The sequence below is a fragment of the Mesorhizobium sp. M2D.F.Ca.ET.226.01.1.1 genome (assembly GCF_004022705.2).
GTDB lineage: Bacteria > Pseudomonadota > Alphaproteobacteria > Rhizobiales > Rhizobiaceae > Mesorhizobium.
In genome coordinates this window covers 368965-386812 of record NZ_RZOY02000003.1, presented here as the reverse complement: position 1 = coordinate 386812, position 17848 = coordinate 368965, and the positions used below count along the sequence as shown (strand labels likewise).

The following is a 17848-nucleotide window of genomic DNA, read 5'->3' as shown; positions in this document are numbered from 1 at the left end:
AGATCCCGGCCGGCGCGAGCCGGCCGGGAGTCTGTTCGACAATCAATTTCAAGCTTAAGGGTGCTAGGGAATGGCCGGGAATTTCTCGTTCGATCAGTTGAAGAAGGCGGTCTCGAATGGCGAGATCGACACGGTGCTGGCCTGCATCGTCGACATGCAGGGCCGGCTCTCGGGAAAACGCTTCCTGGCTCAGTATTTCGTCGATTCCGCGCATGGCGAGACGCATGGCTGCAACTATCTCTTGGCCTGCGACATCGATATGGAGCCGGTGCCCGGCTACAAGGCGGCGAGCTGGTCGAAGGGCTATGGCGACTTCGTCATGAAGCCGGACCTGTCGACGCTGCGCCGCGTTCCGTGGCTGGAGAAGACGGCGCTGGTCATCTGCGACGTGCTCGATCATCACACGCATGAGGATCTTGGACACTCACCCCGCGCGATCCTGAAGAAGCAGGTCAAGCGCCTGCAGGAGCGTGGCTATATCGGCTATTTCGCCTCCGAGCTCGAATTCTACCTGTTCAACGAGACCTACGATTCCGCGCGCAAGAAGCATTGGCAGGGGCTCGATAGCGCTTCGCCTTATATCGGCGACTACCAGATCGGCATCACTTCCAAGGAAGAAGGCGTCATGCGCCGGCTTCGCAACGAGATGGAAGCCGCCGGCATCCCGATCGAGAATTCCAAGGGCGAATGGGGCCCGGGCCAGGAAGAGATCAATGTGCGCTACGCCGAGGCGCTCGACATGGCCGACCGCCACGTCATCCTGAAGAACGGCGCCAAGGAGATCGCCGATTCCGAAGGCAAGGCCATCTCCTTCATGGCCAAGTACAATTACGGGTTCGCCGGCAATTCCAGCCACATCCACAATTCGCTGTGGAGCGCCGACGGCAAGACACCGCTGTTCTTCGACAAGAAGGCTGACTGGACGCTGTCCACGCTTGGCCAGCAGTGGGCGGCCGGGCAGCTCAAATACGCCAAGGAGTTCACCTGGTTCCTGGCGCCCTACATCAATTCCTACAAGCGCTTCCAGGCCGGCACCTTCGCGCCGACCAAGATCATGTGGAGCGAGGACAACCGTACCGCCGGCTTTCGGCTTTGCGGCGAGGGCACCAAAGGCATCCGCATGGAATGCCGTATCGGCGGCGCCGACCTCAATCCCTATCTCGCCTTCGCGGCGCTGATCGCGTCCGGCCTCGCCGGCATCGACGAGAAGCTGGAACTGCAGAAGCCATTCGTCGGCGACGCCTACCAGGCCTCGCGCCTGCCGGAGATCCCGAAGACGCTGCGCGACGCGACCGAGACGCTGGCCAAGTCGAAGATGCTGAAGCAGGCCTTCGGCGACGACGTCATCGAGCACTATGTGCACACCGCCCGCTGGGAGCAGTTCGAATACGACCGCCGCATCACGGATTGGGAGCTGCACCGGGGTTTTGAACGATACTAGGATGGATTGGAGCAAGCGCCATCGCCGCTACGATATGTCGGCAGCAGAATGGGTTACGCTTGTTCCAAATGAACTGGATATCGATGCCGTCGGTCTGTGCCAGGTTATTCCCGTCGGGCGGCACGAATTCGGTCTTGACGGCGAGGACCTTGAGACTTTCACCCGGAAGGCGCTGAAGGGGCTCCTAGCAAAGGGAGCGATCCCGATAACCGGACGGGGCCAAAGCTGGGTCGCAGAGCACAAGTACGGAACAGGGCCGGAAGAGATAATCGAGACTGTCGTGAAGATTTGGCTGTCGAAGGATATGCGCGATCCGGACGTCGGAGACGTCTGGTTCGGCACGACAGCTGTCTTGGAAGAGTGAACTTCAGGAGTGTGTAATTGGAAACGGTCAAACTGAAATCCCCCATCGATGGCTCGATCTATGCCGAGCGTCCGGTCGCAACCGACCAGGCGATCAACGCTGCTGTCGAGCGCGCCAGGGCGGCGCAGGAGAAATGGGCCGAGACCCCGGTCGTCGAGCGCGGCAAATACATGCTGGCGATGCTCGAGGCGCTGGTCGCCATGACCGACGAGATCGTGCCGGAGATCGCCTGGCAGATGGGGCGGCCGGTGCGCTATGGCGGCGAGTTCGGCGGCGTCAAGGAACGCACCAACTACATGGTCGAGATCGCCGAAGCGGCGCTCAAGCCGGTCATGGCCTCCAATCCGAAGGACGGTTTTCGGCGCTACGTGAAAAAGGTGCCGCTCGGCGTCGTGCTGGTGATCGCGCCGTGGAACTATCCCTATCTCACCGCCGTCAACACCATCGTGCCGGCGCTGATGGTGGGCAGCGCCGTCATCCTCAAGCATGCCGCGCAGACGCTGCTGGTCGGCGAGCGCTTCCAGCAGGCCTTCGACAAGGCCGGCCTGCCCAAGGGCCTGTTCCAGAACCTGGTCATGAACCATGCCCAGACCGAGAAGCTGCTCGGCTCGGGCAAGATCGATCATGTCAACTTCACCGGATCGGTCGGCGGCGGCCGCGCCATCGAGAAGGCAGCCGCCGGCACCTTCATGACGCTCGGCCTTGAACTCGGCGGCAAGGACCCGGCCTATGTGCTCCCCGACGCCAAGATGGATCATGCGGTCGCCAATCTGGTCGACGGCGCTTTCTTCAATTCCGGCCAGTGCTGCTGCGGCATCGAGCGCGTCTATGTGCATGAGAAGGTCTATGACGAGTTCGTCGAGGGCTTCATCGCCGAGACCAGGAACTATGTCGTCGGCAATCCGCTGGAGCAGGCGACCACCATGGGGCCGATGGCGCAGGCGCGCTTCGCCGACCTTATCCGCGAGCAGAAGGCCGAGGCGCTGCGCAAGGGCGCGACCGCACACATCAACATGAAGGTCGAGAACGACAAGCCGGGCTCGCCCTATCTGGCGCCGGAAGTGCTGACCAATGTCGATCACCAGATGAGCGTCATGCGCGAGGAAAGTTTCGGCCCGATCGTCGGCATCATGAGGGTGCGCAATGACGAGGAGGCGATCGCGCTGATGAATGACAGCCCCTATGGGCTAACCGCCTCGATCTGGACCCGCGACACCGAGCGGGCGATCACCATCGGCGACCGCGTCGAGACCGGCACGGTGTTCATGAACCGCTGCGACTATCTCGATCCGGCGCTGGTCTGGACCGGCGTCAAGGACACCGGCAAGGGCGCGGCGCTCTCGGCCATCGGCTACGACAATCTGACCCGGCCGAAATCCTATCACCTGCGCGAAACGATCTGACCTTTCGAAAGACAGAAAATGTCCAAGCTGATCTCCAAATGGAACTACCCCACCACCGTCCGCTTCGGCGCCGGACGCATCAAGGAATTGCCTGATGTGCTCAATGCGACGGGCATCAAGCGGCCGCTCTTCGTCACCGATCCGGGCCTGGCCAAGCTGCCGGTCGTCGCATCGACGCTGAAGATCCTCGACGATGCTAAGATCCCGTATGGCGTCTTCTCGGAGGTGAGGCCGAACCCGGTCGAGTCCAATCTCACCGCCGGCATCGCGGTGTTCAAGAAGGGCAAGCATGACGGCGTCATCGCCTTCGGCGGCGGCTCCGCGCTCGACCTCGGCAAGCTCATCGCCTTTCAGGCAGGACAGACCCGGCCTGTATGGGATTTCGAGGATGTGGGAGACTGGTGGACCCGGGCCAATTCGGACGTGATTGCGCCGATCATCGCGGTGCCGACCACGGCGGGCACGGGGTCCGAGGTCGGCCGCGCCGGCGTCATCACCAATGAGGAGACCCACACCAAGAAGGTCATCTTCCATCCGAAGCTTCTGCCGGCAATCGTCATTGCCGATCCGGAGCTGTCGATCGGCATGCCGCCCTTCATCACCGCCGGCACCGGCATGGACGCGCTTGCGCACTGCCTGGAGGCCTATTGCGCGCCGGGCTATCATCCGATGGCCGACGGCATCGCGGTGGAAGGCATCAGGCTGGTGTTCGAGAACCTGCCGAAGGCCTTCGCCAACGGCTTGGACCTCGTCGCACGCGCCCATATGATGAGCGCGGCGGCCATGGGCGCCACCGCTTTCCAGAAGGGGTTGGGGGCCATCCATTCGCTGTCGCACCCGATCGGCGCGCTCTACGACACCCATCACGGCATGACCAATGCGGTGTTCATGCCCTATGTGCTCGCCTTCAACCGCGAGGCGATCGAGGACCGCATCGCCCGGCTCGCCGCCTATTGCGGCATCAAGGGCGGCTTCGACGGCTTCGCCAAGGCGATCATCAAGCTGCGCAAGGAGCTCAAGGTGCCGCATGCGCTGCCCGGCCTGATCAAGGGCCTCGACATGGACAAGAAGCGCAAGGGGCTGATCGCCGACATGGCGGTGGTCGACCCGACAGCCGGCGGAAACCCGGTGAAGCTCACCAAGAAAGCGGCGCTGACGCTGCTCGAAAATGCGATCGCCGGTTCCGTCTGAGAGCCGGCTTTCAATGCCGAGGGTTGAATGAAGATGCGTTCCAGAGGGGAAGGGAGAGGGCAAAAGACAAGGTGACTAACCATTAGCCGGAAAATTAAGTGCGGGCTAATTGCTACAGTCCGTTAAAAAGAGTTAACTTTTTGTGCCGCGGGGCTCGGGTTTCAAAAAGCCTTCATCTGGCTGTCACACGAAAACGATACCCGCATCGCAGGCGCCCTGCGCGCCAGTTCAACGGAGAGAACACATGTTCAAGTTCACGGGGAAAGTGCTTTCCCTCTCGGCCGCGGCGCTCTTCGCGTCGACGGTGATTTCGTCCGCCGCTTCGATGGACGATCTCGTCAAGGCCGCGAAGGCAGAAGGCCAGCTCACTGTCATCGCGCTTCCGCATGACTGGTGCGGCTACGGGGCAGTGATCGACGCTTTCAAGGCTAAATATCCGGAAATCAAGATTAACGAACTCAACCCGGACGCCGGCTCGGGCGACGAGGTCGAGGCGATCAAGGCCAACAAGGACAACAAGGGCCCGCAGGCGCCTGACGTCATCGACGTCGGCCTGTCCTTCGGTCCGACCGCCAAGAAAGACGGCCTGATCCAAGCTTACAAGGTATCGACCTGGGATTCGATCCCCGACAGCGCCAAGGATGCTGACGGTGCCTGGACGGGCGACTACTACGGCGTGCTTTCCTTCGAGGTGAACAAGGACCTGGTCAAGCAATCGCCTACCGACTGGGCTGACCTGCAGAAGCCGGAATTCGCCAACACGGTCGCGCTCGCCGGTGATCCGCGCGCTTCGAACCAGGCGATCCAGGGCGTCTATGCCGCCGGCCTTTCGACGGGCGCGGCCGCTGGCGAAGCCGCCGGAACCGCCGGCCTCGACTTCTTCAAGAAGCTCAACGCCGCTGGCAATTTCGTCCCGGTCGTCGGCAAGTCCGCGACGCTGGCCCAGGGCCAGACGCCGATCCTGATCACCTGGGACTACAACGCCCTTGCCGGCCGCGACACGCTGAAGGGCAACCCGCCCGTCGACGTCATCGTGCCGAAGACGGGCGTCGTCGCCGGCGTCTACGTGCAGGCGATCAGCGCCTTCGCGCCGCATCCGAATGCCGCCAAGCTGTGGCTGGAATACCTTTATTCCGACGAAGGCCAGATCGGCTGGCTGAAGGGCTATTGCCACCCGATCCGCTTCAACGATCTCGCCAAGAACGGCAAGATCCCGGCGGACGTGCTGGCCAAGCTGCCCCCAGCGGAGTCCTATGCGGCGGCCGTGTTCCCGTCGCTCGACGAGCAGGCCAAGGCCAAGGAAGCCATCAGCAAGAACTGGGACGCCACTGTCGGCGCCAACGTCAAGTAAGGCTTGAAATCGACCGGGCGGCCTGTTGGCCGCCCGGCTTTCTCTCGAAGACGGTACCGGGCGCATGACCGATCTCTCGCTTTCAAATCAGTCGATTGCCACCAAATCCGCGCCGCCATCCGAGGCGACCGCATTTCGCTTTCCGATGCAATGGGTCGGCGTCGCGCCCTTCTTCGTCTTCGTCCTGATGTTCCTGATTATGCCCACGCTCTATCTCGTGCTGGGCGCGTTCCAGAGGGGCGATGGGTCATTTACGCTCGACAATATCCTGCAACTGGTGAGCGATCCCTCCATCAGCAATTCCTATTGGGTGTCGATCAAGATCAGCTTCTGGTCGGCCATCATCGGCGCGTTTGCCGGGCTGGCGATAGCGATCGCTATTGTGCGCGGCGGGTTGCCAAGCTGGGTCCGTTCCGCGACGCTGACCTTCTCGGGCGTCGCGTCCAATTTTGCCGGCTTGCCGCTTGCCTTCGCCTTCATCGCGACGCTGGGCCGTGTCGGCATCGTGACCGTGCTGCTACGCGACATATTCAATCTGAACATCTATGCGATGGGTTTCAATTTCCTAACCACCTGGGGCCTCATCGTGGTCTATCTGTTCTTCCAGATCCCGCTGATGATCGTGATCATCGTGCCGGCGATAGACGGCTTGAAGAAGGAATGGAACGAGGCCGCGGCCACGCTCGGCGCCACGCAGTGGCAATTCTGGCGGATGGTGGTGATACCGGTTCTGTTCCCGAGTTTCCTCGGCACCGTCATCCTGTTGTTCGCCAACGCTTTCGGCGCCATCGCGACGGCCTATGCGTTCTCCGGCCCGCAGCTCAACATCGTTCCCATCAAGCTCTACTCGCAGATCAACGGCGACGTGCTGCACAATCAGCAACTCGGCTATGCGATTGCCTTCGGCATGATTGTCATCACCGGGCTGGCGAATGTCTTCTACATCTGGTTCCGGACCCGTTCCGAGAGGTGGCTGAAATGAAGTCGGGCAAATTCTGGGCCTGGGTCGTCTTCGCTATCGGCACGGCCTATTTCTTCATTCCGCTGCTGGCGACATTCGAGTTTTCGATGCGCATGCGGCGCGGCGTCCATTCCTTCGACGCCTATCAGATCGTGCTCGGCGACCCGCGCTTCCAGGCGACCTTCATGTATTCGGTTATCGCCGCGATCTTCACGATCATCCTGGGTGTGCTGATCGTGGTGCCGGCGGCCTACTGGATCCGGCTGCGCCTGCCTCAAATCAGGCCGATCGTCGAGTTCATCACGTTGCTGCCACTGGTCATTCCGGCCATCGTCATCGTGTTCGGCTACATCAGAATGTACGGCTCGAACTCGCCGCTGCCATTCCTGTCCAGCGATCTGGGCGCCAGCGCCCTGCTTGTGATCGGTTACGCGACGCTGGCGCTGCCCTATATGTACCGCGCCGTCGATACGGGCCTGCGCACCATCGATGTCAGGACGCTGACCGAAGCGGCGCAGATCCTCGGCGCCGGCTGGACCACGATCATAACCCGCGTTATTCTGCCCAATGTCCTGATCGCGGTGCTGTCGGGCGCCTTCCTGACCTTCGCGATCGTCATCGGCGAATTCACGATGGCGAGCCTGCTGAACCGCCCGGCATTCGGGCCCTATCTGCAGAATATCGGCGCCAACCGAGCCTATGAGCCGGCGGCACTTGCCATCATCGCCTTCGCCATAACCTGGGGCTGCATGTCGCTGATCCAGATCCTGTCCCGTTTCGCGCCGAAATCGGCGAACCGACCGAATTGACCTGAGAGAAAAGCCATGGCCGAGCCATTCCTGTCCATCCAGCATGTGCGAAAGTCCTACGGCACCAACACCGTGGTGCAGGATTTCAGCCTCGACGTCGAACCCGGCGAATTCGTCTCCTTCCTCGGCCCGTCCGGCTGCGGCAAGACGACGGTGCTGCGCATGGTCGCCGGCTTCGAGGAGCCGTCAGCCGGCAAGATCGTCGTCGGCGGCAAGGACATCACCCGATTGAAGCCCAACCAGCGCAATGTCGGCATGGTGTTCCAGGCCTATGCGCTGTTCCCGAACCTGACGGTGGCGCAGAATATCGCCTTCGGTCTCAAGGTCGCCGGCATGCCCAAGGCGGATTCCGACAGGCGGGTCGCCGAGATGCTCGACATCATCAAGCTGCCGCAGATGGCCGACCGCTATCCCTACCAGCTTTCCGGCGGCCAGCAGCAGCGCATCGCGCTCGCGCGCGCCATCGCGCCGAAACCGAAGCTCCTTTTGCTCGACGAGCCGCTGTCGGCGCTCGACGCCAAGGTGCGCGTGTCGCTGCGCGAGGAAATCCGCTCGATCCAGAAGAAGCTCGACATCACCACCATCTTCGTCACGCATGACCAGGAAGAGGCGCTGTCGATCTCCGACCGCATCGCGGTGATGTATGGCGGCAAGGCCGAGCAGGTCGGCACGCCGTTCGAGATCTACAACCGGCCGGCGACCAAGTTCGTCGCCAATTTCGTTGGCACGCTCAACGTGCTCGAAGGCACGGTGACCGATGCCGGCGCTGGCAGGGTGCGCGTGAACAGCCAGGAGGTTGCGCTGAAGGGCAAGCTCAATGGCTCGAAGTCGGGCGATACGCTGTCGCTGGCGCTGCGCCCCGAGGCCATCTCGCTGGCGCGCCAGCCCGGCCACGACACCAGCCTGTCGGGCGAGATCGCCGAGGTGCATTTCCTCGGCTCGGTCATCCGCGTGCGTGTCGGCATCGGCGGCAACACTGTGTCGCTCGACACCTTCAACAATTCGACGACGCCGCCGCCGGTCGTCGGCGACAAGGCGGATATCTCGTTTTCGTCGGGCGATATGCTGGTTCTGCACTAGGCTATACCGATATTCAGGTGAGGCCGGCCTGCAATCTCGGCACAGCCTCACCAACTGGACTGAAGCTCATCAGGCCAACGCAATGCGCGCATAGCCGGGCAATATCGACGCGCTGGATAAATCAACAGCATCCTTGTCTCAGGGTACTGCCAAGCGCCGTGCTTCGCCGCTACGATAAGCCATGGCCCTGTTCGAACTGACCCTTGTCCTGCTTCTGATCGCCGTCGCGCTGACGGCGCTGTCGCGGCGGTTGGAGATACCCTATCCATCGCTGCTGGCGCTTGCTGGTGTCGGCATCGCCTTCGTGCCGGGGGCGCCGACGATCGAGATCGACCCGGAACTGGCGCTTGCGCTGTTCATCGCTCCGGTGCTCCTCGATGCCGCCTTCGACACCTCGCTGCGCGATCTCCAGCGCTACCGGCTGTCGCTGATCCTGCTGGCGCTCGGCGCTGTCGTCTTCACGGCGGTGGTGGTTGCTTTTGTCGGCTGGACGATGGGCGGCCTGCCGATCGCGGCGGCAATCGCGCTCGGCGCCATCGTCGCGCCGCCGGATGCGGTTGCGGCAAGCGCGGTGCTTAACCAGTTCAAGGTGCCGCACCGCATCACCGCCATCTTGCAGGGCGAGAGCCTGCTCAACGACGCCACGGCGCTGCTGATCTACCGGATCTCGGTCGCGGCCGCTATCGGTTCGCTCGTTTGGCGAGAGGCGGTTCCGGTCATCTTGCTGGCGACGATCGGCAGCGTTTTCGCCGGCTATGTGTTCGGGCGCTTGTCGCTGATCACCTTCTCGCGCATCGAGGATGCGGCAAGCAGCACAGTGGTGCAGTTCGCCGGAACTTTCGCCGTCTGGATCATCGCCGACAAGCTCGGCCTTTCGGCCATCATCACCATCGTCGTCTATGCCATCACCCTCGCGCGCGGTGGACCACGCCGGATGTCGCCCAGACGTCGGGTCAGCACCTACTCGGTCTGGGAGTCGGCGGTTTTCGTGCTCAACGTGCTGGCTTTCGTGCTGATGGGCCTGCAGGCGCGGTCGATCATCGGCCGGCTTTCCGGAGACGGGCAAGGCGAGGCCTTTCTCTTCGCCGCGACGGTACTTGCCGTGGTCATCGTGGCGCGCCTCGTCTGGGTGGCCGGTTACGTGGCGGTCATCCGCTGGTTCGCTCGCGTCGACATCGGCGACCAACCGCTGGACGCGCCGACGTTTCGCGGCGCCGTGCTGGTCGGTTGGTGCGGTATGCGCGGGCTGGTGACGCTGGTCGCCGCCGTCGCCTTGCCTGTCGGCTTCCCTGGCCGCGATCCGATCGTGCTTGCTGCTTTCGCCGTCGTGCTCGGCACGCTGGTGTTGCAGGGCATGACGCTGAAGCCGCTTTTGCGCCGGCTCAACTTTCCGCGCGATACGACCGTCGACCGTGAGGTGGCGCTGGCGCGCGTCGCCGTCATGGAGGCCGCGCTCGACGTGCTCAGCCGCAAGACATCGGCCGCGGCAGCTGTGGTGCGCGAGCAATACGAGGCGCAACGGCGGATCGCCGAGGATCCGGAGCACGCCCAAGCCGCGACCGAATACGACCGGCTTCGCCTCTACGCCATCAAGCGGCAGCGCGACACGCTCGAGGAGTTGCGCAGCAACGGTACGATCGGCGACGAGGCCTATCATCGGCTGGAAGAAGAGATCGACTGGGCGGAACTGGCAGCCGCGCCAGCCGGGACATTCCAGCCGCTGACGACCTATTAGAGGGTGCTGGGTCCGTCGGTTTCCATTGTGGACTATTCCACTTGCCCCCGCGGTCCATTGCAACGCAGCGGGCTGGGCGCTACTGCGGTCATCAGAAGTGAGCCGGTTAATCAATGAAGCTGATCAGCTACAACATCCAGTATGGCTACGGCAGCGACGGGCGCTACGATCTCGCCCGCGCCGCCAGGCTGGTGGACGGCGCCGACATCATCGCGCTGCAGGAAGTCGAGCGGCATTGGCTGCGCAGCAATGAAGACGACCAGCCCGAGAAACTGTCCAGCCTGCTGCCCGACTATTACTGGGCCTACGGCCCGGCCTTCGACATGGACGCCAGCGAGACGCGCGACGGCCGCGTCGTCAACCGCCGGCGCCAGTTCGGCACGATGGTGCTGTCGAAGCTGCCGATCGTCTGGTCACGCCTGCACACGCTGCCGCTGCGGCGGACGGTGAGGCCACTCAACACCCGCAACGCGGCGCTGGAATGCATGATCCGCACGCCGGCGGGACCGGTGCGGGTGCTTTCGCTGCATCTTGCCCATATCGCGGCCGAGGAGCGGCTGGAGCAGATCGACTATCTGCTTGCCGAGCATCGCCATGCGCCGTCCGACGGCGGCCCCTGGAGCGGCGCCGACGATGAGCCGCAGCGCAACTGGTCGAACGGCCAGCCGGAACCGGAAAACCCGCTGGCGGCGATTTGGCTGGGCGATTTCAACATGGAGCCGGGTTGTGCCGAGTACCGGCGCATCGTCGGGAGCACGCCGTACCATCGGGGCGCTGCCTATAGCGACGGTTTCGTCGATGCCGCGGCCGTCGCCGCCGAGCCCGTGGCCGACTTCCACACGCACGAAAAGATCATCGACGGCAGGCTCGCCAAGCGCCGGCTCGACCATTGTTTCGTCGGCGGCATGCTGGCCGATCGCGTGCGCTCGGTCGGCGCCGATATCGGCGAAGTGGCCTCCGACCATTTCCCGCTCAGGATCGACATCGACCTGGAAACGCCGGGTCTTTCTGGCGGATGAACCGGGCATGACGATTTTCGTCTTCCTCGCCGTGCTTGCCGCGGCCGCCATGCATGCGATCTGGAACGCGTTGGTCAAGGTGCATCTCGATCGCTTCCTGTCGATCACGCTGATGACGCTCGGCATGGGATTTGCGGCTCTCGTGGTGCTGCCCTTCGTCGAAGTGCCGAAGGCCGAGGTCTGGCCATTCATCCTCGCCTCGGTTTTCTTCCACATGGGCTACCGGACATTCCTGATCGGCGCCTACAAGGCCGGCGATTTCGCCCAGACCTATCCGCTGGCGCGCGGCACCGCGCCGCTGCTTTCGGCGCTTGGCGGCATGGTCGTGGTCGGCGAGGTTCCTGCACCGCTCGCCATCCTCGGCATCGTGCTTTTGTCGGCGGGCACGCTGGTGATGTCGTTTCGCGGCGGCGTCCATCTCGAACGCTTCAATCTGCGGGCGGTCGGTTTCGCGCTCGGCACCTCGATCTTCATCGCCAGCTACACGCTCTCCGACGGCAGCGGCGCGCGGCTGGCGGCAACCGCGCAAAGCTATGCGGCCTGGCTGTTCGTCTGCGATGCGGCCGGGGCGCTGGTGCTTTGCCTTGCCTTTCGCGGACCGCAATCGCTGCCCGTGCTGGCGCGCGACTGGAAGGCCGGGGTGTTCACCGGCGTGCTCAGCGGCGCGGCCTACTGGATCGTGATGTGGGCAATGACCAAGGCGCCAATCGCCTCGGTCGCGTCGCTGCGCGAGACCTCGATCCTTTTCGCCATGATGATCTCGGTCTTCGCGCTGGGCGAGAAGATGACGGGCTGGCGCGGTGCTGCCGCGCTCAGCATTGTCGCCGGCGTCGTCGCACTCAGGCTCGGATAGAGCGGTCTGCCGTTTCACGGAAACGGCAAACCGCTCTATGTCTTTTTTGTCTTGGCGCAATTCCGGACGGAAAACCGCTCACACTTTTTCTGGAATTGCGCCGACTTCGCGATCCAACACGGTCATCACCTGGCCGCGCTTCTCCGGGCTGAAGCGGATGGCGACGATGATGCAGACGGCGACCACGCCGGCAAAGAGCGCCAGCGCGTAGCCATAGCTGCTGCCGGGCGCCTCGGCGATGCCGGCTTGGTAAGGCCCGCCATAGGAAGCGGCCAGATTGCCGGCCTGGTAGATGAAGCCGGGCAGCGTCGCGCGCACGGCGCCAGGCGAGAGCTCGTTGAGATGTACCGGGATGACGCCCCAGGCGCCCTGCACGGCGACCTGCATGACGAAGGCGCCAGCCGCCAGCATGAAGGGAGTGGTCGAAAAGGCCCAAAGCGGGAGCGCCGGCAGTGCGATCAGGCAGGCCAGCGTGATTGCGTTGATGCGGCCGATCTTCTCCGATAAGGCACCGAAGGCCAGGCCGCCGACGATGGCGCCGATATTGGCGACGATGGTGATCCAGCTCACCGTATGCGGGTCGAAACCGTGCTGCTTCTTCAGGAAGGTCGGATAGAGGTCCTGCGTGCCATGGCTGAAGAAGTTGAAGAACATCATCAGCACCACGGCATAGAGCGCGATGCCCCAGTGCTTCTGCAGCGTTTCGAGCAGTCCCGGCTTCACGTGCTGGCGGGCCTCGACGAAAGCGGGCGATTCCGGCACGTGCGAGCGGATGAAAAGCACGATCAGCGCCGGTGCGAAGCTAAGCAAGAACATTGCGCGCCAGCCGACAGTGAAGTCGCCGATCTTCTGGCCGTAGAGCAGTCCGTAGACGACGGCGGCGAGCAGATAGCCGGCCGGATAGCCGCATTGGAGGATGCCGGAGACCGTGCCGCGGGCGCTTGGGGGAATGGATTCCATGGCAAGCGAGCTGCCAAGGCCCCATTCGCCGCCCATGGCAATGCCGAACAGCGCACGCAGCGCCAGGAAGATACCGAGATTGGGCGAGAAGGCAGCCAAGGCACCGATCACCGAATAGCTGACGATGTTCAGCATCAGGATCGGCTTGCGGCCGTATTTGTCGGCAAGCATGCCGAAGAAGAACGCGCCGATGAAGCGCGTGGCCAAGGTCAAGAACAGTGCCTTGGAGACCGCCGGGACATCAGTCTGGAATTCAGCGGCAATATCGGTGAGCAGGAAGGTTAGAAGAAAGAAATCGAAGGCGTCGAGCGTCCAGCCCAGAAAGGATGCGACTACGGTTTTCTTCTGCTCGCTGGTGAGGTTCAAGGCGGTGCTCCTTTTGCATTCCCCAAAAGGAGCGATATGTTCCGCTGCGGGCAAAAGAGAACGGGGCAGCTGCCGGTTTTAAGCCGGCGGGCGGTCACATTTGCGTCACCTCCAGATCGATGACCATCAGCCCGTCGGTGCCGCCCTTGAGCGCAGCGACCAGACGGGCACCGGCGCGCTGATGCGCCTCGTGCACGAGATAGGCGTCGTGGGCGGCGGCATCGCGGAAATCGATGGTGAAGCCGTGGCCGAAGTCGCGCGCGAACGGCTCCGGGCTGACATTGGCGCTGAACTCCACCTTGCCCATGCCGTCGATGACGGCGCGCAGCGCTTCGAGATCGGCATGGATGGCCGCGTGCTCGGTTTCAGGAACGTCGTCGCGAAAGCGGACGAAGACGCAATGCCGAATCATCTTTGATGCCTCATGCCGCCTGGTTGCCCTTGAACACCGCCGGCGGCAGTGGCTCGCGGCCGAGGATGAGGTCGGCCCCTTTTTCACCGACCATGATGGTCGGCGCGTTGGTGTTGGAGGAGGGCACGCGCGGCATCACCGAGGCGTCGCAGACGCGCAAACCCTCGATGCCGCGCAGCTTGAGATCGGGCGTCACCACCGCCATCGCGTCATGACCCATGCGGCAGGTGCCGACAGGGTGGTGATCGGTCTTGGAGGTGCGGCAAGCATAGTCGATGAGGTCGTCGTCGCTTTGCAGGCTCGGGCCGGGCAGCACTTCGCGCAGCACATAAGGTTGCAGCGCCTTCTGGCGCATGATCTCGCGCGCCAGCCTGAGTCCCTTGATCGACATGTCGCGATCATAGGGGTCGGACCAATAGTTCGGATCGATCAGCGGATGGTCGGCCGGGTCGGCGCTCTTCAGCCGCACCGTGCCACGCGAACGCGGACGCAGGAAGGCCGAATTCAGCGTAACGCCCGGGTTCTTCAGCTTCTCGACGCCGGCCTCGATGCCGGAGCCGAGGCCGAGATGGAACTGGATGTCGGGCGAGGCGGCGGTCGGGTCGGCGTACCAGAAGCCGCCGGTCTCGAAGAGGCTTGAGGCGACGGGTCCATTCTTGAACAGCAGATATTGCAGCCCGGCCCACATGGTGCGGTGCAGCTTGGCGTAGTTGTCGTAGGTATAGTCGCCGGTGCATTCGGCGATGACGAACAGATCGAGATGGTCCTGCATGTTGGAGCCGACGCCGGGCAGGTCATGGACAGGCGTGACGCCGAGCGATTTCAGATGATCGGCCGGACCAATACCCGATTGCATCAAGAGCTTGGGCGAGCCGATGGCGCCGGAGGAGACGATGACTTCGCGTTCAGCGCGCAGGATCGTCTTTTCGCCGCCCGGTTTGTCGACCACCTCGACGCCGATGGCGCGGCCTTTCTCGACGACGACGCGGGTGACCAGCACATCTGTCCTGACCGTCAGGTTCTTGCGGTCGCGTATCGGCTTCAGATAGGCGACCGACGCGGATGAGCGTCGTGCGTTCTTTTGGGTCAGCTGGTAATAGCCGACGCCCTCCTGGTTCGCACCATTGAAATCCGCGTTGAAGGGGATGCCCATTTCCTGGCCGGCGCGGAAATAGGCCTCGCAGATCGGCAGCGGCGAGATCGGGTTGGAGACGCCCAGCGGACCCTGGTCGCCATGGAAATCGTTGGCGAAGCGCTGGTTGTTCTCGGCGCGCTTGAAATAGGGCAGCACGTCGCGATAGCCCCAGCCGGCCAGGCCCTCTTCCTTTTCCCACGCGTCGTAGTCGCGGGCGTTGCCGCGCGTGTAGATCTGCGCATTGATCGACGAGCCGCCGCCAACGACCTTGGCCTGCGTGTACCAGAAGACGCGGTCCTTCATGTGTTTCTGCGGCACGGTCGACCAGCCCCAGGAGGCGATGCCCTTGGTCATCTTGGCGAAGCCCGCCGGCATGTGGATCAGCGGATGCCAGTCCTTGCCGCCGGCTTCGAGCAGCAGGACGGAATTGCCCGGATCCTCGCTCAGCCGGTTGGCGAGAACGCAGCCGGCCGGACCGGCGCCAACAATGATGTAGTCAGCCATTGTTCCTCACAAGCGTGGCACCGAGAGCGCGCCGTCGACATCGATGACCGATCCGGTCGAAAAGCCGAATTTGCCGGAGGCCAGCACTGCAACGACGGCGCTGATGTCGCCGGCCTCGCCCCAGCGTTTGGCCGGCACCAGGCCGCCATCGATCAGCGCGTTGTATTTGGCGGAAACGCTCGCGGTCATATCGGTGCGGATGATGCCCGGACGCACCTCGAACACGCCGATGTTTTCGGCCGCCAGCCGCAGCGCCAGGTTCTTCACCCACATTGAAAGGCCGGCCTTGGAGATGCAGTAGTCGGCGCGCTCCGGCGAGGCCATCGCGGCGCTGACGGAGGTGATGGTGATGATCGACCTGGCCGACCCCGCGGGCGTTGCCAGCATGGCCTTGGCGACGGCCTGGCTGAGAAACACCGTGCCGCGCAAATTGGTATCCAGCGCGCGGTCGAAATTCTCGGGCTTCAGCTCCAGCAGGTCGCCGCGCACGACGGCGCCGATGCCGGCATTGTTGACCAGGCAATCGATGCGGCCGAAGGCGCGCATGGTTGTTTCGACCAATTTCGAATGGCATGTAAGATCGGCGATATCGCAAGCGGCATAGGCAAACTTCGCGCCGCGCCCGGTGATCTTTTCAGCTAGTCCGTCGGCGGGCTTCCCGGCCAGATCGGCGACGAGGATGTCGAAGCCGGCATCGGCCAGCGCCTCGGCGCAGGCGAGCCCTATGCCGCGCGCGCCGCCGGTGACGATGGCTGCCGGGCGGGTCATGCGGCAAGCTCCGTCTTGCGAAGGTAGTCAGCAACCCGCAGCGCCTGCGCTGCGATCGACAGCGCCGGGTTGACCGCGGCGGACGTGGGCAGGAAGCCGCCATCGACAACAAACAGGTTCCGGTGGTCGTAGGCGCGGCAGAAGGGATCGAGCGGCGAGGTGGCGGGATCGTTGCCCATCTTCACGGTGCCGCATTGATGCGAGGGCGTGCGCTTGTCGAAAGGGCGCGAGAGCACAATCGGATAGCCGCAGGCGCGCAGGTTCTCGCGCATCACCTTGGTGAGGCTTTCGAGCGACTGCATGTTGGAGCGGCGCCACTGCATGACGATCTCCTTGCCGTCGACCATGATGCGGCTTTCGGGATCTGGCAGGTCCTCGCACATCAGGTACCAGTCGACCGCGTGGCCGGCCATGAAGTCGAGCACCAATTTCGGCATCGTCTTCACATTGGCCTTGAGCATGTTGCCGTCGATCTTGCCGAGCAGTTGCACATTGCCCAGCGGCTTGCCGCCCTTGCCGTCCGACAGATAGTAGTCGTTGAGCATCAGCGTTTTCTGGTAGACGCTATCGTTGCGGCGGCGCGGATCGATCGCCAGCATGGCGCTCGAATTGTGGTTCATGAAATTGCGCCCGACCTGGTCGGAGCTGTTGGCGAGGCCCTTGCCTTTCGCGGAAGGCGAACGCAGCAGGATCGCGGCCGAGTTGATCGCGCCGGCCGACAGGATGACAAGCTTCGGCGACAGCGTCTTTTGCGCGCCATCTTGCGTGTAGTGGATGGCAGTGATCGATCTGCCGTCCGGAGCGGTTTCCAGCCAATCGACATGGGCGCCGGTTTCGAGGCGGATATCCGGGTCCTTCAGCGCTTCGGTCAACGGGCCGGTCTGCGCGTCTATCTTGCCCTGGCCTGTGTTGGGGAAGGCGTCCCAGCCGGTCTTGCCTTCCTTCAGCCAGGTCTCGATGTCTACGCCAAGCGGCAGCGAGGCAGGGTGCAGGCCGAGGCCCTTCAGTTGGGCGCGGGCGCGCGCGATCGGCGGCTCGTCGGGCACCGGCTTGAAAGCGTAAGGAAGCGAATGGAACGGCTCGGTCGGATCTTCGCCGAGCGTGCCGCGCACTCGAAACAGCTGCTCGGCCTTCGAATACCAAGGTTCGAATTCGTCATAGGAAAATGGCCAGGCCGGCGATACGCCGCCGAAATGTTCGAGCTCGGAGAAATCTTCCTTGCGGTAGCGGATCAGCACCGCGCCGAAGAATTTCGAATTGCCGCCGACATAGTAGTAATTGCCTGGATTGAAGGCCACGCCACCGGCCTCGCGCCACATCTCCTTCGGCCGATAATGCTCGTCGAGGAAGATCGAGCGCGTCGAGCGCGCATGCGGCGTCGCCGGCAGCGGTTCGCCGCGCTCCAGGATAAGGATCGAGGCGCCGCTGCCGGCCAAGCCGGAGGCGATCGTGGCGCCGCCGATGCCGGAGCCGATGATGACGATATCCGGGTTCAT

16 protein-coding genes are annotated in these 17848 nt (G+C 63.4%); 11 read left to right on the top strand and 5 right to left on the bottom strand.

The window, feature by feature from the left end; translation table 11 throughout:
* The first annotated feature begins 70 nt into the window (after nt 1-70).
* From EN869_RS09250 to EN869_RS09200, 11 genes are all read left to right on the top strand, one after another.
* Entirely contained in the window at nt 71-1441 is a 1371-nt protein-coding gene (locus EN869_RS09250) for a glutamine synthetase family protein (protein ID WP_127225651.1), read from the top strand.
* Nucleotide 1442: 1 nt separating this feature from the next.
* Entirely contained in the window at nt 1443-1805 is a 363-nt protein-coding gene (locus tag EN869_RS09245; RefSeq protein WP_127225652.1) for a hypothetical protein, read from the top strand.
* Between the two features lie 17 nt (nt 1806-1822).
* A complete protein-coding gene (locus tag EN869_RS09240; RefSeq protein ID WP_127225653.1) occupies nt 1823-3208 on the top strand; it encodes an aldehyde dehydrogenase family protein in 1386 nt (461 codons plus the stop codon).
* Nucleotides 3209-3226: 18 nt separating this feature from the next.
* Nucleotides 3227-4399, top strand: coding sequence for an iron-containing alcohol dehydrogenase (locus EN869_RS09235; RefSeq protein WP_127225654.1), 1173 nt, complete (start codon nt 3227-3229; stop codon nt 4397-4399).
* A 244-nt stretch (nt 4400-4643) separates the two neighbouring features.
* Nucleotides 4644-5750, top strand: coding sequence for an ABC transporter substrate-binding protein (locus EN869_RS09230; RefSeq protein WP_127225655.1), 1107 nt, complete (start codon nt 4644-4646; stop codon nt 5748-5750).
* A gap of 145 nt (nt 5751-5895) precedes the next feature.
* On the top strand, nt 5896-6732 hold the full coding sequence (locus EN869_RS09225; protein WP_245489416.1) for an ABC transporter permease subunit: 837 nt from the start codon (nt 5896-5898) through the stop codon (nt 6730-6732).
* Nucleotides 6729-7520, top strand: coding sequence for an ABC transporter permease subunit (locus tag EN869_RS09220; RefSeq protein ID WP_127225657.1), 792 nt, complete (start codon nt 6729-6731; stop codon nt 7518-7520). The genes EN869_RS09225 and EN869_RS09220 overlap by 4 nt, the downstream gene beginning before the upstream one ends.
* Nucleotides 7521-7535: 15 nt before the next feature.
* Complete coding sequence (locus EN869_RS09215; RefSeq protein WP_127225658.1) at nt 7536-8600, top strand: ABC transporter ATP-binding protein; 1065 nt, start codon at nt 7536-7538, stop codon at nt 8598-8600.
* A 181-nt stretch (nt 8601-8781) separates the two neighbouring features.
* The gene (locus EN869_RS09210; RefSeq protein ID WP_127225659.1) at nt 8782-10335 is read left to right on the top strand and encodes a sodium:proton antiporter; all 1554 of its coding nucleotides are present in this window, start codon (nt 8782-8784) and stop codon (nt 10333-10335) included.
* Nucleotides 10336-10448: 113 nt separating this feature from the next.
* Entirely contained in the window at nt 10449-11354 is a 906-nt protein-coding gene (locus EN869_RS09205) for an endonuclease/exonuclease/phosphatase family protein (RefSeq protein WP_127225660.1), read from the top strand.
* A 7-nt stretch (nt 11355-11361) separates the two neighbouring features.
* Entirely contained in the window at nt 11362-12207 is an 846-nt protein-coding gene (locus EN869_RS09200) for an EamA family transporter (RefSeq protein ID WP_127225661.1), read from the top strand.
* Nucleotides 12208-12285: 78 nt separating this feature from the next.
* Here EN869_RS09200 and EN869_RS09195 read toward each other — a convergent pair whose 3' ends face one another.
* From EN869_RS09195 to EN869_RS09175, 5 genes are all read right to left on the bottom strand, one after another.
* The gene (locus EN869_RS09195; protein WP_127225662.1) at nt 12286-13533 is read right to left on the bottom strand and encodes an MFS transporter; all 1248 of its coding nucleotides are present in this window, start codon (nt 13531-13533) and stop codon (nt 12286-12288) included.
* Between the two features lie 94 nt (nt 13534-13627).
* The gene (locus EN869_RS09190) at nt 13628-13945 is read right to left on the bottom strand and encodes a Dabb family protein (RefSeq protein WP_127225663.1); all 318 of its coding nucleotides are present in this window, start codon (nt 13943-13945) and stop codon (nt 13628-13630) included.
* Between the two features lie 10 nt (nt 13946-13955).
* On the bottom strand, nt 13956-15584 hold the full coding sequence (locus EN869_RS09185) for a choline dehydrogenase (protein ID WP_127225664.1): 1629 nt from the start codon (nt 15582-15584) through the stop codon (nt 13956-13958).
* Between the two features lie 6 nt (nt 15585-15590).
* Nucleotides 15591-16352, bottom strand: a complete 762-nt coding sequence (locus EN869_RS09180; RefSeq protein WP_127225665.1) for a 3-ketoacyl-ACP reductase — start codon at nt 16350-16352, stop codon at nt 15591-15593.
* The gene (locus EN869_RS09175; RefSeq protein WP_127225666.1) at nt 16349-17848 is read right to left on the bottom strand and encodes a GMC family oxidoreductase; all 1500 of its coding nucleotides are present in this window, start codon (nt 17846-17848) and stop codon (nt 16349-16351) included. Before EN869_RS09175 ends, EN869_RS09180 begins: the two co-directional genes overlap by 4 nt.

Excerpts from the sequence above, each read along its gene's own strand:
- EN869_RS09225 (WP_245489416.1), top strand. The coding sequence starts at position 5,896 with ATGCAATGGGTCGGCGTCGCGCCCTTCTTCGTCTTCGTCCTGATGTTC.
- EN869_RS09185 (WP_127225664.1), bottom strand. The coding sequence starts at position 15,584 with ATGGCTGACTACATCATTGTTGGCGCCGGTCCGGCCGGCTGCGTTCTC.
- EN869_RS09235 (WP_127225654.1), top strand. The coding sequence starts at position 3,227 with ATGTCCAAGCTGATCTCCAAATGGAACTACCCCACCACCGTCCGCTTC.
- EN869_RS09210 (WP_127225659.1), top strand. The coding sequence starts at position 8,782 with ATGGCCCTGTTCGAACTGACCCTTGTCCTGCTTCTGATCGCCGTCGCG.
- EN869_RS09180 (WP_127225665.1), bottom strand. The coding sequence starts at position 16,352 with ATGACCCGCCCGGCAGCCATCGTCACCGGCGGCGCGCGCGGCATAGGG.
- EN869_RS09215 (WP_127225658.1), top strand. The coding sequence starts at position 7,536 with ATGGCCGAGCCATTCCTGTCCATCCAGCATGTGCGAAAGTCCTACGGC.
- EN869_RS09245 (WP_127225652.1), top strand. The coding sequence starts at position 1,443 with ATGGATTGGAGCAAGCGCCATCGCCGCTACGATATGTCGGCAGCAGAA.
- EN869_RS09220 (WP_127225657.1), top strand. The coding sequence starts at position 6,729 with ATGAAGTCGGGCAAATTCTGGGCCTGGGTCGTCTTCGCTATCGGCACG.
- EN869_RS09190 (WP_127225663.1), bottom strand. The coding sequence starts at position 13,945 with ATGATTCGGCATTGCGTCTTCGTCCGCTTTCGCGACGACGTTCCTGAA.
- EN869_RS09230 (WP_127225655.1), top strand. The coding sequence starts at position 4,644 with ATGTTCAAGTTCACGGGGAAAGTGCTTTCCCTCTCGGCCGCGGCGCTC.
- EN869_RS09250 (WP_127225651.1), top strand. The coding sequence starts at position 71 with ATGGCCGGGAATTTCTCGTTCGATCAGTTGAAGAAGGCGGTCTCGAAT.
- EN869_RS09205 (WP_127225660.1), top strand. The coding sequence starts at position 10,449 with ATGAAGCTGATCAGCTACAACATCCAGTATGGCTACGGCAGCGACGGG.
- EN869_RS09175 (WP_127225666.1), bottom strand. The coding sequence starts at position 17,848 with ATGAACCCGGATATCGTCATCATCGGCTCCGGCATCGGCGGCGCCACG.
- EN869_RS09200 (WP_127225661.1), top strand. The coding sequence starts at position 11,362 with ATGACGATTTTCGTCTTCCTCGCCGTGCTTGCCGCGGCCGCCATGCAT.